This window comes from Catenulispora subtropica (assembly GCF_039531675.1).
GTDB classification, from domain to species: Bacteria; Actinomycetota; Actinomycetes; order Streptomycetales; family Catenulisporaceae; genus Catenulispora; species Catenulispora subtropica.
In genome coordinates, this window is sequence record NZ_BAAAQM010000012.1 from 64918 (window position 1) to 79270 (window position 14353).

Genomic DNA, 14353 nt, shown 5'->3' on the forward strand with positions numbered 1-14353 from the left:
GGCCGCCTGCGGGCGATGGACGACGTCGCCGTCGACCAGCGGGCCCCGCACCGCCCGCTGCGGCGGCGGCGCCCTGCTCCGCGGGCTCGACGCCGCCACGCAGGATCACGGCCTCACGGCCTGGCCGCCCCGGCGCTCCAAGCCGCCGAACGACGGCGACGCGGCGCGCGGACGACCCCCCGAGGCCGTCCACGCGCCGCGTCGCGGCACGCAGTGTCCATGATGGGCTATTTGCCGCCCGGAATCGCGAACCACCCCGCCACGGACGCGGCGAACATCATGTCGCCGCCGACCTTGAGCTTGCCCTTCAGGAACAGCTCGACGCCGCCGGCACCGCCGGTGACCAGCCGCAGGAACGGCACGCCGTCGGCGGTGATGGTGGCGCGCGGGTGCTCGGTGAGCTCCTTGGAGGTGGTGCAGACGCCGTCCTTGATGAAGGCCTGGTAGGTGTCCTTGCCGCCGTCCGGGCCGCCGGTGATCACGAAGTGCACCGCGACGGTCTGCCCCTTGGCCTTGTCGGCGCGGAAGTGGTCGCCCATGCGGCGGAAGATCTCGTCGAGCACCTGACCGCGCAGTCCGCCGTCGGAGAGCACCTCGCGCAGCTCGGCGTCGGAGAGCTGGCCGACCATGCCGGCGAGCTGGTTCGGGTCGGAGCCGGCGAGTTCGACGGGCAGGCCGGACGTCCCGGAAGTCTCAGTCATGGCGCGCTGGTTTCCCCTCTGGATCGTTACGTCGTTCTACGGTACGTTCAGTTGCGTCACAGTGTTCTCCGCCGACGCGGCGTCCGCAAGGGGGCAACCGAAATGAGCTTCAACCTGGAGGCGCTCGGCGTCTGGACCGAGCCGAAGCACTTCACCGTCGGGCGGGAGCGCGTCGCCGCCTACGCCGCCGCGACCAACGACCCGGTCGCCGCGCACGTCGCCGGCGAGCTGGCCCCGCCGGTGTTCGCGGTGGTGCCGGCGTTCGAGTCCAGTGCGGAGGCGGTGCTGGCGGTGGCCCCGCCGGAGCTGTTGATGATGCTCGTGCACGGCGGGCAGGACTTCTTCTACCACCGGCCGATCACCCCGGGGATGGAGCTGGTGACCCGCTCGGCGCCGGTGGGCGTGCGGCAGACGTCGGCCGGCGTGGTGGTGGCGGTGAAGTCGCAGACCCGCACCGCGGACGGCGAGCTCGTGAACGAGCAGTGGATGTCGACGTTCTTCCGCGGCGCGCAGGGCCAGGAGCCGGGCGGGGAGCAGGCGCCGGGGCACGCGCTGGAGGAGGCGGTGCGCGCCACCGAGCCGGTGGGCGAGGCGAAGCAGCACGTGGACGCCGACCAGCCGGTGCGCTACGCCGAACCGTCCGGCGACCACAACCCGATCCACCTGGACGAGGACTTCGCGCGCGCGGTCGGGCTGCCGGGCGTCATCAACCACGGTCTGTGCACGATGGCCTTCGTCTCGCACGCTGTGACCGGCGTCGCAGAGGCCGACCCTCGCACCCTGAAGCGGCTGGCCGTACGCTTCGCCAAGCCGGTGCTGCCCGGGCAGGACATCGCCACCCGGGTGTGGGCGGCGGGGGCGGCCGGGGCGTTCGCGTTCGAGACCGCGTCCGACGCCGGCGTCGTCGTGATCAAGGACGGCCTGGCGGTGTTCGGGTCCTGACCCGGACCGCGCACCGCGGCGCGCCACAACGCACCGCAGCTTGTCAGAACCCGCACAACCACACACTGATTGAGGAGCCGAGGAGCAGCATGGGAGTCCTGGACGGCAAGGTCGCGATCGTCACCGGATCGGCGCGCGGCATCGGGCGGGCCACCGCCGACCTGTTGGCCTCGCAGGGCGCCGGCGTCCTGATCAACGACCTGGACGCGGACGTCGCGGCCGAGACCGCGGCCGAGATCGCCAAGGCGCACGGGGGCGACACCGCGGTCTTCGGCGGCGACCTCACCGCCGAGGGCGTCCCGGAGGCCCTGGTCGCGAAGGCCGTCGACAGCTTCGGCAAGATCGACATCCTGGTCAACAACGCCGGCTACACCCTCGACAAGCCGATCCACCTGATGACCGACGACTGGTTCCAGCGCATGCTGGACATCCACACCGTCGTCCCCTTCCGCACGATCCGCGCGGCCGCCCCCTACTTCCGCGACCCGGCCAAGCAGGAGCGCGAGCAGGGCGTCGAGGTCTTCCGCAAGATCGTCAACATCTCCTCGGTCTCCGGCACCATGGGCAACGCCGGCCAGGCCAACTACAGCGCCGCCAAGTCCGCCGTCGTCGGTCTGACCAAGACCCTGGCCAAGGAGTGGGGCCAGTTCAAGGTCAACGTCAACGCGGTGGCCTTCGGCCACATCGAGACCCGCCTCACCGCCGCCAAGACCGACGACAACACCATGACCATCGGCGGCGAGACGGTGCAGCTGGGCATCCCGGAGGCGATGGTCGGCGCGACGTCGTTCCTGATCCCCCTGGGCCGGCCCGGCACGCCGGAGGAGGCCGCGGGCGGGGTGTTCTTCCTGTGCTCCCCGTGGTCGAACTACGTTTCGGGGCAGGTGCTGAACGTGACCGGCGGGCAGTGGATCGGGATGATGTCCTGAGGTCGCGGGGAACGGGTCGGGGCCGCCTTCGGGCGGCCCTTTCCCGTATCCGCGTCCACGCCGGCTACCCCGCCGTCTGCAACTCCTTCTCCGCCACCGCGGGCGTGCCCTCCCGCACTGGTGAGCTCGGCACCCGCAGCACCTTGGCGGCCCACTCCGGCAGCCACCAGTTCCACCGGCCGAACAGGGAGACCAGGGCCGGGACGAGCAGGGCCCGGACCACCGTGGCGTCCAGGAGGATCCCGGCGCCGAGTCCGGTCGCGAACACCTTCAGCTGGACCTCGGGGCCGCCGGCCAGGGAGGCGAACGCCAGGAAGAGGATCAGCGCGGCGGAGGTGACCAGGCGGCCGGTGCGGCCGATGCCCTCGACGACGGCCGTGGTCGTGTCGCCGGTGCTGTCGTACTCCTCCCGCATGCGGGCGAGGATGAAGACCTCGTAGTCCATGGACAGGCCGTAGAGGAATGCGAAGATCATCAACGGGATCCAGGCTGTGACGGTGCCGGCGGCGGGGAGGCCGCCGATCGCCTGGGAGCCGTGGCCGTCCTGCCAGACCAGAGTGACCACGCCGTAGATGGCGCCGACGGAGAGCAGGTTCAGCAGCACCGCCTTCAGGGGCAGCACGATCGAGCGGAAGGCCCGGGCCAGCAGGATGAAGGTCACCACCCCGATCACCACGAGCATCTGTGGGAAGTCCCCGTAGATCGCGGAGACCATGTCGGCCGTCAGCGCGCCGGAGCCCCCGGTCAGGGCGCCGGGCGCGGCGGCCACGGCGGCCGTACGGACTTGGTCGACGAGCGTGCGGCTCTCGGACGTGATCGTCTCCCGCACCGGGAGGACGTCGACCAGGCTGCTGTCGGCCGAGTGCCACTGGGCCGGGGCCACCGTCGCCCGCACCCCCGGCAGGCCGGACAACTGCCGCGCGACCGCCGCCCGGTCCGCCCCGGAGGGGACGACGACCTCGATCGGGGTCAGCACGCCGGTCGGGATCCCCGCACCGCGCAGGGCGTCCAGGCCCGCGCGGGCCGGGCCGGACTGGGCCAGCGACGTCGGCTTGGGATCGCCGAACTTCATCGTCAGTGCGTTGCCTCCCAGGACGCCCAGCAGCAGGAGGGCGGTGACGGCGGCGACCAGCCGGTGGCGGACGACGAACCGCGCCCAGCCGGTCCAGCCGCGCGCCGCGCGTCCCTCGGTGCGCAGCCGCGGCCAGTCCAGGCGGCGTCCGGCGCCGGCCAGCAGCGCCGGCACCAGGGTCAGCGTCACCGCCACGCTGATCAGCGGGATGACCATGCCGCCGACGCCCATCGAGCGCAGGAACGGCACCGGCAGCAGCACCAGGGCGACCAGGCCCAGCCCGACGGTCACACCGCTGAACGCGACGGCCCGGCCGGCGGTGGCCATGGCGTTGTGGACCGCGGTCTCGCTGTCCCGGCCCTGCGCCAGTTCCTCGCGCCACCGGGTGACCAGCAGCAGCGAGTAGTCGATGGCCACGCCCAGGCCGATCAGCGCGACCAGGAACTGGACCAGCGAGCTCACCTTCATGATCTCGGTGAGGCCGAAGATCACCAGGAACGAGGTCAGGATCGACACCGCCGCGACGATCAGCGGGACCAGCGCCAGGAACGAGGCGAACACGAAGACCAGGACGGCCAGCGCGCCGATCCCCCCGATCAGGGTCTCGGCCAGCACGCCGGGGCCGCCGCCGGACCCCGAGCCGAGAGCCAGCGGGACCATCCCGGTCACATCGGCCTTGACGCCGGCCGGCAGGTTCGGGCGCAGCGTGGCCGCGACCTGGTCCGCGGCGGCGCCCACCGCCGCGGCGGCCTCACTGTGCGGCGGCAGCTTCGGATAGACCAGCGCGAAGGTGGTCCGGCGGTCGGCGGAGACGAACACCGGGTCATGGGTGTCGGCGTAGGAGACGACCCGGTAGCCCGGCAAAGCGGCGACGGCCGCGAACGCCTTGGCCACCGCCGCTGCGCCGGCCGGGTCGTCGACGGTCGTCCCGGCGGGGACGGTCAGCACCGGCACCAGCGGTTCCTGTCCCGCGCCGTTCCCGTACTGTTTCAAGACGGCCTGGTTCGCGGCGTAGCCCTTCTGGCCCGGCATGGAAAAACTCTGATCCAGCCGGCTGCTCAGGCCGGACGCGGCGAACACCCCGGCGATCAACGCCCCCAGCCATACCAGGGCGACAAGCCGGCGATGTCTGACCACGAAGTTCGACAACGCTTCCATCGTGTTGGCTTCCCCTCCACAAACGCGGTTTCCGGTTCGCCGACCATGACAGCGGGCTCAGATGCGCGGGAGCTGTGGCGCGGCTGTGAGCGCGCTGTGAACCGGCCGACGCCGCAGGTCGGCGCCGCTCACGCCAGGGGGATCCGGATGCTGATGACCAGTCCGCCGCCAGGGTTCGGGCGGGCTTCGGCCACACCGCCGTGGGCCTCGGCGACCGCGGCGACGATGGCCAGGCCGAGCCCGGCACCGGCCTCACCGGAGCGGGTCCGGGCCGCGTCCACGCGGTAGAAGCGTTCGAAGACCTTCGTGCACTGGTCCGCGGTCAGACCCGGGCCGGTGTCCGCGAGCTCGATGACGGCGGCGGCGGCGCGGGAGCCGACCGTCAGCCGGGCCGACGTGCCCGCGGGGGTGTGCCGGCGGAGGTTGGCCAGCAGGTTCGCGAGCACCTGGCGCAGCCGGTCCTGGTCACCGTGCACCACGACCGGGTCGGCCACCAGCTCGACCGGACGGTCGGGAGTGGTCACCCGGAAGTCGGCGATCGCCTCCACGGCCAGCCGGACCAGGTCGACCGGCTCGTGCGCCAGCGCCCGGCCGGAGTCCAGCCGCGCGAGCAGCAGGAGCTCATCGACCAGGGCGCCCATCCGCGCCGCCTCGGACTCGATCCGCGCCATCGCCAGCGCCAGATCCCGGGGACGGTCGGCCGCACCGCGCCGGAACAGCTCGGCGTAGCCGCGGATCGACGTCAGCGGGGTCCGCAACTCGTGCGAGGCGTCGGCGACGAACCGCCGCAACCGGTCCTCGGAGGCCTCCCGCTCGACGAACGCCGCCTCCAACCGGCCCAGCATCGTGTTCACCGCGATCCCGAGCCGCCCGACCTCGGTCTGCGGATCGGTCGGCGTCACGCGGCGGTCCAGATCACCGGCCCGGATCGCCAGCGCCTCGGCGCCGATCCGGTCCAGCGGCCGCAGCGCGCCCTTGATGCTGCGGGTCACGATCCAGCCGACGACCGCGAACGCCACACACCACAACGCCGCTTCGATGACCTCCAGCTGGGTCAGCGTCCGGTGCAGGTCGCCGACCGGCATGGCCAGCACCAGCGACCCCCCGTCCGGCAGCCGGTCCACCCGGATCCGGAACCGGTCGCCGCCGCCGGTCGTCGACCCGCGCAGGTCGAAGTCCGCATGGTCGGCCCCCGCCGGAATCCGGGCGGCCGGGTCCGCGGGGAGCGCCGGCGCCGGGTGCCCGGAGGCGATCACCTCGACCGTCCGGTTCGCCGGGTCGCGGATCTCGGCGCTGGCCGGGACCAGCCCGGCCAGCGCCATCGACCGCCACTGGGGGGCGAAGCCGTCCGCGAGGCCGGAGGCCGGCGGCGGCTCCCCCACCGCGACGCGCTGGGCGATGGCGGACTTCGCGAACGCCGCGCTGTCGGCGAGCTGCCCGTCCACGCGGTCGAGGAGGAAGCTGCGCATCCACAGAAAGGTCCCGAGACAGGCGATCGACAGGCTGACGCCCAACGACTTCAGGACGAGGACCATGAGGCGGCCGGCCAGCGACTTCGGCCAGAGGAGACGGATCACACGAGGCGGTAGGCGTGACGTCCGCTTCGGTCGCTGCCGGAACCCAGCGGACGGGTCCGGCTCGCGCATCGGCCGGAGCCCGGACCGGCTGGTGCTAGTCACGGGGCAACCGCAACACATAGCCGACATGGCGCACCGTGTGGATCATCGGAGGTTCGAACCGGTCCACCTTCTTGCGCAGGTAGGAGATGTAGGTCTCGACGACGTTGTCACTGCCGCCGAAGTCGTACTGCCACACGTGGTCGAGAATCTGCGCCTTCGACAGCACCCGGCCGGCGTTCAGCACCAGGTAACGCAGCAAGCTGAACTCGGTCGGGGTCAGGTCCAGACGCTCGCCGGCCCGCCGCGCCTCGTGGGCCTCCTCGTCCACGACCAGGTCGGCGTACTCCAGACGACCGTCCTCCAGCGCCGGCCGGGTCCGCCGCAGCACGGCACGGATCCGCGCCACCAGCTCGTCGAGCGCGAACGGCTTGGTGACGTAGTCGTCCCCACCGATCGTCAGCCCGGCGACCTTGTCCTCGGTGGCGTCCCGCGCCGTGAGGAAGACCACCGGCAACGGCCGCCCGCCGGCCCGCAGCCGGGAGCAGACCTCCAGACCGGTCAGATCCGGAAGCAGCACGTCCAGCACGACCAGATCGGGCGAGAAGGCGGCGGCCTGCGCCAACGCCTCCCGGCCGGTCGCCGCGACCGCGACGTCGAAGCCCTCGTACCGCAGGGCCAGCCCGACGAGGTCGGTGATCGACTGCTCGTCGTCGACCACCAGCACCCGGGCTTCGTGCCGCCCGGCACGCCCGGCCTTGGCACTGCCGTTGATCGCGGTCACCGTTGTCGCTCCCCCTCGCCGGCCGGTGTCGTGGTGCCGATTATGGACCGGTCAGCTGTGAGCGGGCTGTGAAGGGGCGCCCGCCCCTAATGCAGGTTCAGCAAGACGAAGTTCTTCAAACCGATCATGGTCAGCCCCAGCCCCACCGCCGTCGCCGTCGCGCCCATCAGCCGCCACCCGGTCAGCTGAGCCGCCCTGGCCGCCGACCAGCTGTGCACGGCGAGCAGGACCACGACGACCGCCAGCCCCGCGTTCGCCGCCACCAGGTTCGACGCCCCGGACAGGCGGGCGATCACCGCCGCGGCCAGGGGCAGGAACGAAGCCGTGACCATCGGCCAGGTGCCGGCCAGCGCGCCGCCGATCCGGCGGAGGGAGGGCAGGCGTCCTTCCTCGATCTGTTCGCCCAGCAGTTCGGCGTACTCCTCGGCCAGCCAGTAGACGACCAGGGTGACGACGACCGCGACCACGAGGGCCGCCGTGGTCAGGCCGGAGGACGCGGCGAAGATCGCGGCCGTGACGATGGCGCCGTAGATACCAGCCGCCCGGCGCCGGCCGACTGCTTCGGCCGACGCCGGGTCGCGGTGCGACGCCGGGTCGTTGTCGACCACGTCAGTGTGATCACCCGGTTCCGGACGCCTACTTCTTCTTCGACTTCCCCGTCATGCCCGCGCCCTGCGCGCTTTCGGCCTCGGACTCGGCGACCGCGATGGCGAAGCCCAGTGCCTCGGTGATGTGTCCCGCCGCCGACATGACGCGGGCCGTCCCGATGATCGGCGCGATGGCCACCAGCAGATCCTGCAGTTGCTCGGCCGTCACCTCGGCGGCCTGGGCGGGGCCGACGTGCGCCAGGTAGGAGATCGGCGGGGCGTCCATGGCCGCCAGTGCCGCCAGCCGTGTGAGGACCAGGTGGTGCGCGTCCATCCCGCAGCGTTCGAGGGAGTCCACCGTCATCGCGGCGAGGGTGTCGAGGACCGGCGTGTCAGAAGTGGTAGCCATCGTGTTGATGCCTTTCGGTGAGGTACTGCTCGATCTTGGCGGCACGGCTCTTCACCAGGAGTGCCTCTGCCATGCTGCCTGTGCCGCGCCTTCGAAGATCGCCCTGCGCGTCCACCCAGGTGACGTGAACCCGGCCCCATCGGCCGGGGCCCTTGTGACGGCGGCGAATACGCGGGTATGCGACACCCATGTCCTCGTCCACGAGCCGCTTCACGACGTTCGCCAGGTGGTATCCGTCGCGGGCCGCGTGGCGCCGATGGGCGGGGGTGGCCGCGGTTCCGGTGGCGGCCGCCGCGTTGCTGCTGGCCGCGCTGTGGGTGGCGGTGCGGGTGACGCCTCTGCAGTCGGTGAGCACGGCCGGGCAGACGGTCGAGGTGGGGGCGGCCTCGCCCGGATGGGGGCTGTCCGGGCCGGGCGAGCTGGATCTGTTCGGCCAGACGATCGCCACCGAACCGCAGTTCCCGGGGCCGGTCCGCCCGCGGCTGCGCCTCACCCACATCACCGCGAACGCCGAGCTGGCCCAGCTGCTCGGCTCCGACGAGCACGGGGGCGCGGGCACGATGGGGCGTCAGCTCGCCGCGGGGTGGCTGCGGTACGCGCTGTGGGAGGGCGCGGTCTCCGCCGGCGTGGTCGTGCTGGTGCTGACCGCGGTGACCGGGGTCCGGCGCTATTCGCTGCGCCGGAGCGCGGTGGTGCTGGCCACGGGGGCGGTGGCGATGAGCGTCGTGAACCTCGTGGGGTTCAGCCTGCTCGCGTCCGGGACCCCCGCGGCGCTGCGGCACGTGCACTCGCTGTCCGACCTGGTCGGGCGCAGCCCCGCGACGCCCGTGGCACCGGTCGCGGGACCGTCGCTGGGCGAGGTCCAGGCCGTCGTGGTGGGCGACTCCACCGCCGCGGGCGTCGGCAACCGGCCCCTGCCCGCCCCGGACGCCCTCGACCAGGCCTGCGGCCGCAGCGCCGACTCCTACGCCGAGCAGCTGGCCCAGGTCAACGCCTGGCACGTCCTGAACCTCGCCTGTTCGGGCGCGACCATCCGCGACGGGCTCATCGGCCCCCAGCAGTCCGGGTCCCACACCGCCCCGCCCCAGCTCGCCCAGCTCGAGCGCGCGCCGAAGGCGCTGGTGGTCATCGTCGGCGTCGGTGCCGACGACCTGCACTGGGCCGACCTGACCAAGCTGTGCGCGGCCAGCCCGAACTGCGACGACCGGGCCACCGACGCCTACTTCCAGCAGCAGATGGCCCAGTTCGTCCTGGACTACCGCGAGCTGCTCACCCAGCTCGCCGCCCTGCCGAACCACCCCACCGTGATCGTGAACCAGTACTACGATCCGTTCGGCTCGGACATCGGCTGCCTCGGCCCCCTGGGCGTCGACTCCACCAAGGCCAAGACCCTCCAGAACCGCCTCGGCCAGCTCAACACCGCGCTCAGCCAGGGCGCCGACGCCGCGGGGTTCATCTCGGTGCAGCCGTCGTTCGCGGGCCACACACTGTGCAGCACCCAGCCCTTTGTACAGGGGCCCAAAGACCGCGCACCTTTGCACCCCACCGCCGCCGGGGAACTAGCTGTAGCGCTGGCCGATCAGCGAGCCCTGTCCGTTGCCAAGTGAGGGAGGTCCCCTTGTACGAGGTGGAAGCGCTTCTCCGCGAGTACGACCGCGCCCGGGCCTACACCGACCAGCTGTGGAAGGACCTCAGCCCCGACGAGGTGACATGGCGCCCCCACGAGGACTCCAGCGCGATCGGCTGGCACCTCGGCCATCAGGCCCACGTCGCCCATTTCATGGTCCGCAACCTGACCGCGGCCGAGCCCAGCCCCGATCCCGAGCTCGACGGCCTCATGGACTCCGCGCTGCCGGAACGCTTCCGAGGCGCCCTGCCCACCGTCGAACGGCTCACGGCCTTCCGCGACACCGTGGCCGAGCGTGTCCATGCACGGATGAACGACATCGCCGGCGGCCGCGTCGCCGCGCCGGCCCAGCTGACGATCGTCGCCACCCATCTGCTGACGGCGCTGATCAACCACGAGTACCAGCACGACCAGTGGATCGGCGAGGTCCGGTCGGGGCCGCTGGGCCACGCGCTGCCTCCGGATCCGGACACTGACCAGGTGGGGCGGCTCGACGGGTACTTGGTGCTCAGGCCTTTTATGTAGGAGGCGGAACCCGGCGCGCCAGCCTGTCCGACGCCTGGGCCGGCAGCGCGGCGGCCGGTGTGGCCGCCGCCTGTCGCGCGTGCTGGTTCGGGGAAGGCGGAGAGGGCAGGGCCTAGGGCATCGCGGAGCCGGGTCCGTGGTCGTCGGCCGGGACGGCCGGCTCGCGGAGCCGATATGCGCTGCTGTTCGGCGCGGTCAGCACCAGCAGCCCGGCGGCCAGCAGCACCAGGTCCTTGAGCACGTATTGCCCCGCCAGGTTGGGTTCCAACGGGGCGTGGTGCCACACCATGTTCGGTGCCAGCACCAGAGACGACAGGGCGCCGAGCACCTGGGTGAGGAACGCGGCCAGGACCAGGCGGCGCAGGCGGCCGCTGAGGAAGCCGAGGCCGATCAGGGTCTCGAACACGGCCAGGAGGGGACGGGAGACGGAGGCGGGGACGGTGTCGAAGGTGAGGGACGACATCGTCGAGGTGGCCAGTTGGGCTGCCGGGCTGGCGCCGGAGACGAACTTCAGGGCGCCGAACCAGATGTAGATCAGGCCGATCGCCATGCGGAGAGCTGGGAGGGCGGCGCCGGCGAGATGGTGGGTCGCCGGGGTCAGGATCCTCTGCCAGCGGGTAGCGGGGAGGACGGGTGCGCGTCGCAGCATCAGCGGGACCGTTCTGTGGGGACGGGTGGCATATAACCGATTGCCTGGAAATCCACGGAATTACCTGGCATGTTCGCCCTAGGGGTGGCGGCACGACGGGTGATTCAGGGCCCTGCCGCACCTCCCACCTGCTCCTCACCCCCGCTGGTGCCTCACCCCCCGCCGGCTCCTCACCCCCGGCGCCTCCGCACCAGCGGCAGGACGCCGATCGCGGACAGCACGGCCGCGATGGCGACCGCGTACCACCCGTGCCGGAAGGCTTCCGCCACCCGCGGCCCGTGCGGCGTTCCGAGCACGCTGACCAGCACGGCGACCCCCAGCACCGAGCCGATCTGCCGTCCCATCGCGGTCAGCGCCGAGCCGGTCGCGAACTGCGCCGGCGGCACGGTCGCCGCGGCGGCCCCGGTGAGCACCGGCACGGTCAGGCCGACGCCGACCCCGATCAGGATCCAGCCCGGCAGGAACGCCGCCGCGTAGCCGGAGCGCACGTCCAACGCCGCCGCCCACCACAGCGCGCCGCCCGCCATGGCGACCGAACCGGCGAGCGCGACCAGACCGGCCCCGAAGCGCGCGACGACCGGCCCGATCCGCAGCGCGATCGGCGGCACCACCAGCGGGCCGGGCGCGACCGCGAACCCGGTGCGCACCGCCGACCAGCCCCACACGTCCTGGACCCACAGGATCGCGCCGAGCAGGGCGGCCGCGAAGGCGATGCTGAACAACGTCAGACCCGCGCTCGCCGCCGAGAACGCGCGGATGCGGAACAGCGGCAACGTGACGATCGGCGCCGGGTGCCGAGCCGAGCGGATCAGGAAGCCGACGGCCGCCAGCACGGCGGCGGCCAGGGAGATCAGGGTCCGATCATCCGTCCACCCCCAGTCACCGGACTTGACCAGACCCAGCGCCAGCACGGCGACCGCCGCGGTGAGCAGTGCGGCCCCGAGCAGGTCGGGCAGCGCGCCGCGGTCGCGCTCACGGCCGGCCCCGGTCGGCAGCACCCTGACGCCCGCGACGACCGCCGCGATCCCGACCGGCACGTTCACCAGGAACACCCACCGCCACCCGGCCTCGACCAGCAGCCCCCCGGCCACCGGCCCGAGACTGGCCGCGATTCCGCCGATCGAGGCCCACATCCGCACGGCGTGCGCGCGCCGCTCGGCCGGCGTGGTGGCGAGCAGCAACGCCAGCGACGTCGGCATGAGCATCGCGGCCCCGGCGGCCTGCACGACGCGCGCCGCCACCAGGGCCGGCACGCCCGGCGAGGCCGCGCACGCGACGGACGCCAGCGTGAACACGGCGAGCCCGGCGAGGAACACGGGCTTGTGCCCCACCCGGTCCGCGAACCGCCCGGCGGCGACCAGCAGCGCCGCGAACACGATGGCGTAGGCGTTGAGCACCCACGACAGGGAGCCGAGCGTGCTGCCGCCGAACGATCCGCCCATCGCCGGCAGGGCCACGTTGACGATGAACAGGTCGAGGTTGGCCACGAACACCGAGCAGGCCACGACGGCGAACACGGCGCGCGGCGTGCCGGCGGCCCGCGGCGGGGCGTCCGCTCCAGCCAGTGAGTTTGATATTCCAACGGTCATGCGAGGCAGGGTAGCGCCACCGAGTTTGAAAAGACAACGCACTCGGGTGAGGATGGTGCCGTGAGCTCCCCCGCCCCGCCCCACCCGACCGTCCCCGGCCGCCCCTGCTCCGCCGCCGCGGCGCTGCAGCTCGTGGGCGAGCGCTGGTCGCTGCTCGCGATCCGCGAGCTCTTCTACGGCAACCACCGCTTCGACCAGCTGACCCGCAACACCGGCGCCCCGCGCGACCGCCTCGCCGCCCGGCTCAGGGCCCTGGAGGAGGCGGGCGTCGTCGAGCGCCGCCGCTACTCCGAGCGGCCCGAACGCTTCGAGTACCACCTCACGGAGGCCGGCCGAGAGCTGGCCCCGGTGGTGTGGGCGCTCGTGAAGTGGGGCGACAAGTGGGCGGTGGACGCCCAGCCGGTGGCTTTCACACATGAGGCCGCCGGGCATCCGGAGCACGAGGTGGACTCGGTGACGATGTGCCGGACGTGCGGGGAACAGGTCGTCAGCGGGGAGGTGGCGATCACCGTGCTGGCTCCCGGCTGGGATCAGGCCGGCCCGATCTGACTCCCCTGGAAGTCCTCGCGCCACGCGACCTCGGACGCCGACCACTCCGTCATGGCGGCGACGACCTTGTCCAGCGAGGGCGTGACGGTCGAACAGCGCTCCGCGGAGGACGGGTCGCAGTACTCGAGCTCGTAGTCGCCGTCCGCGCGCAACCGGACCTTGGCGAAGCAGCCCCAGTTCCCCGGGCGGCGTTCGGTAGCCCGCGGCACACCCTCCTCGCCGTTCGGGCCGCACGCGGGCTCGACGCCGCCGACGAGCGGCAACTCGGGCAGCGGCGTCCGGCGCCGCGCCACGATGAAGTCCCCGGTGGACATCACCGCCCCCTCTCCCCGACCGCGGGGAACCTCCATCCACCGAATGGCGCAACGAGGCCGCTTCGGGCCCGCTCCGGCGGTGGAATTGAAGACGGATCCTCGATCCGGCGCTGACCTGCCGGATCGGATCGCGAGGAGGAGTGATCATGAACCGGAAAGTCGGCATGATGGGGAAACTCAGACCTCAGTTCCCGACGGCGCTGCACGACATGCACTACTACGCTACGGCTCCCCTGCCGAAGCCCCCGGCCGAGGTGGACCACGCCAAGACCGTGACCGCCGGGTTCCCGATGGACGGCAACGACCAGTACGGCGACTGCACGATGGCCGCCGCCGCGCACCTGATCCAGGCGTGGAACGCGCAGACCGGCATCGACCTGCCGGTGCCGGCCGACACCGACGTCATCGCGCAGTACCTGAAGCTCAGCCACGGCAAGGACAGCGGGCTCGTCGAGTCGCACGTGCTCAAGAGCTGGATGAGCGAGGGCCTGTGGGAGAACAAGATCGTCGGCTACGCCCCGGTCAACGTCCACTCGCTGGAGGGGCTCAAGCAGGCGATCGCCTACTTCGGCGGCGTGTACGTGGGCGTCCAGGTCCCGAAGAACGCCGAGATCCAGTTCGCCGACGGCCGGCCGTGGGCGCTGGAGCCGGACTGGCAGGCCGAGCCGATCCAGGGCGGCCACGCGGTGCCGATCCTCGGCTACGACGGCCGGTGGATGTACTGCGTCACCTGGGGCGCGGTGCAGAAGATGACCTGGGACTGGTGGTCGGTCTACGGCGACGAGGCGTGGGTGATCCTCTCCGAGGAGTTCCAGCAGGCCGGGAAGATCGGCGGGCTCGACGTCGCGATGCTGAAGGCCGACCTGGCCAGTCTGTGATCGCGTCCGGGACCGGGTGACCCG

General features: G+C 72.3%; 16 protein-coding genes. 6 read left to right on the forward strand and 10 right to left on the reverse strand.

All coding sequences use genetic code 11. From position 1 onward, the window contains the following. Window positions 1-227 precede the first annotated feature (227 nt). Window positions 228-701 carry an SCP2 sterol-binding domain-containing protein gene (locus ABD466_RS12860; protein WP_344657226.1) on the reverse strand — a complete coding sequence of 158 codons (474 nt, stop codon included), beginning with the start codon at window positions 699-701 and terminating at the stop codon, window positions 228-230. 102 nt (window positions 702-803) lie between these two features. Here ABD466_RS12860 and ABD466_RS12865 point away from each other — a divergent pair, with 102 nt between their 5' ends. Continuing rightward, window positions 804-1643: a MaoC/PaaZ C-terminal domain-containing protein gene (locus tag ABD466_RS12865; RefSeq protein WP_344657227.1), complete on the forward strand. Its 840-nt coding sequence runs from the start codon at window positions 804-806 to the stop codon at window positions 1641-1643. A gap of 89 nt (window positions 1644-1732) precedes the next feature. Beyond that, window positions 1733-2572, forward strand: coding sequence for an SDR family NAD(P)-dependent oxidoreductase (locus tag ABD466_RS12870; RefSeq protein WP_344657228.1), 840 nt, complete (start codon window positions 1733-1735; stop codon window positions 2570-2572). A 64-nt stretch (window positions 2573-2636) separates the two neighbouring features. On the opposite strand, the gene ABD466_RS12875 is transcribed toward ABD466_RS12870, so the two are convergent. From ABD466_RS12875 to ABD466_RS12900, 6 genes are all read right to left on the reverse strand, one after another. Further along, the gene (locus ABD466_RS12875) at window positions 2637-4802 is read right to left on the reverse strand and encodes an MMPL family transporter (protein ID WP_344657229.1); all 2166 of its coding nucleotides are present in this window, start codon (window positions 4800-4802) and stop codon (window positions 2637-2639) included. A gap of 128 nt (window positions 4803-4930) precedes the next feature. Continuing rightward, the gene (locus tag ABD466_RS12880; protein ID WP_344657230.1) at window positions 4931-6379 is read right to left on the reverse strand and encodes a sensor histidine kinase; all 1449 of its coding nucleotides are present in this window, start codon (window positions 6377-6379) and stop codon (window positions 4931-4933) included. A 94-nt stretch (window positions 6380-6473) separates the two neighbouring features. Next, on the reverse strand, window positions 6474-7193 hold the full coding sequence (locus ABD466_RS12885; RefSeq protein ID WP_344657326.1) for a response regulator transcription factor: 720 nt from the start codon (window positions 7191-7193) through the stop codon (window positions 6474-6476). 95 nt (window positions 7194-7288) lie between these two features. Beyond that, window positions 7289-7810, reverse strand: a complete 522-nt coding sequence (locus ABD466_RS12890) for a hypothetical protein (RefSeq protein WP_344657231.1) — start codon at window positions 7808-7810, stop codon at window positions 7289-7291. A gap of 28 nt (window positions 7811-7838) precedes the next feature. After that, on the reverse strand, window positions 7839-8198 hold the full coding sequence (locus ABD466_RS12895; protein WP_344657232.1) for a carboxymuconolactone decarboxylase: 360 nt from the start codon (window positions 8196-8198) through the stop codon (window positions 7839-7841). Continuing rightward, window positions 8182-8400 (reverse strand): hypothetical protein, encoded by a 219-nt coding sequence (locus ABD466_RS12900; protein ID WP_344657233.1) that lies wholly within the window; start codon window positions 8398-8400, stop codon window positions 8182-8184. Before ABD466_RS12900 ends, ABD466_RS12895 begins: the two co-directional genes overlap by 17 nt. Between ABD466_RS12900 and ABD466_RS12905 the strand changes: the two genes are divergently transcribed. Both ABD466_RS12905 and ABD466_RS12910 read left to right on the forward strand, forming a co-directional pair. After that, a complete protein-coding gene (locus tag ABD466_RS12905) occupies window positions 8387-9805 on the forward strand; it encodes an SGNH/GDSL hydrolase family protein (protein ID WP_344657234.1) in 1419 nt (472 codons plus the stop codon). The two genes, ABD466_RS12900 and ABD466_RS12905, sit on opposite strands and share 14 nt — an antisense overlap. 11 nt (window positions 9806-9816) lie before the next feature. Next, window positions 9817-10350: a DinB family protein gene (locus ABD466_RS12910; protein ID WP_344657235.1), complete on the forward strand. Its 534-nt coding sequence runs from the start codon at window positions 9817-9819 to the stop codon at window positions 10348-10350. 112 nt (window positions 10351-10462) lie between these two features. Here ABD466_RS12910 and ABD466_RS12915 read toward each other — a convergent pair whose 3' ends face one another. After that, complete coding sequence (locus ABD466_RS12915; protein WP_344657236.1) at window positions 10463-10999, reverse strand: DoxX family protein; 537 nt, start codon at window positions 10997-10999, stop codon at window positions 10463-10465. Window positions 11000-11169: 170 nt separating this feature from the next. Then, a complete protein-coding gene (locus ABD466_RS12920; protein ID WP_344657237.1) occupies window positions 11170-12588 on the reverse strand; it encodes an MFS transporter in 1419 nt (472 codons plus the stop codon). A 60-nt stretch (window positions 12589-12648) separates the two neighbouring features. On the opposite strand from ABD466_RS12920, the gene ABD466_RS12925 reads away from it, so the two are divergent. Beyond that, entirely contained in the window at window positions 12649-13137 is a 489-nt protein-coding gene (locus tag ABD466_RS12925; protein ID WP_344657238.1) for a winged helix-turn-helix transcriptional regulator, read from the forward strand. Here the strand turns inward: ABD466_RS12925 and ABD466_RS12930 are convergent. After that, entirely contained in the window at window positions 13119-13451 is a 333-nt protein-coding gene (locus ABD466_RS12930; RefSeq protein ID WP_344657239.1) for a hypothetical protein, read from the reverse strand. The two genes, ABD466_RS12925 and ABD466_RS12930, sit on opposite strands and share 19 nt — an antisense overlap. Before the next feature lie 146 nt (window positions 13452-13597). On the opposite strand from ABD466_RS12930, the gene ABD466_RS12935 reads away from it, so the two are divergent. Further along, window positions 13598-14329, forward strand: a complete 732-nt coding sequence (locus tag ABD466_RS12935; RefSeq protein WP_344657240.1) for a hypothetical protein — start codon at window positions 13598-13600, stop codon at window positions 14327-14329. Window positions 14330-14353 lie beyond the last annotated feature (24 nt).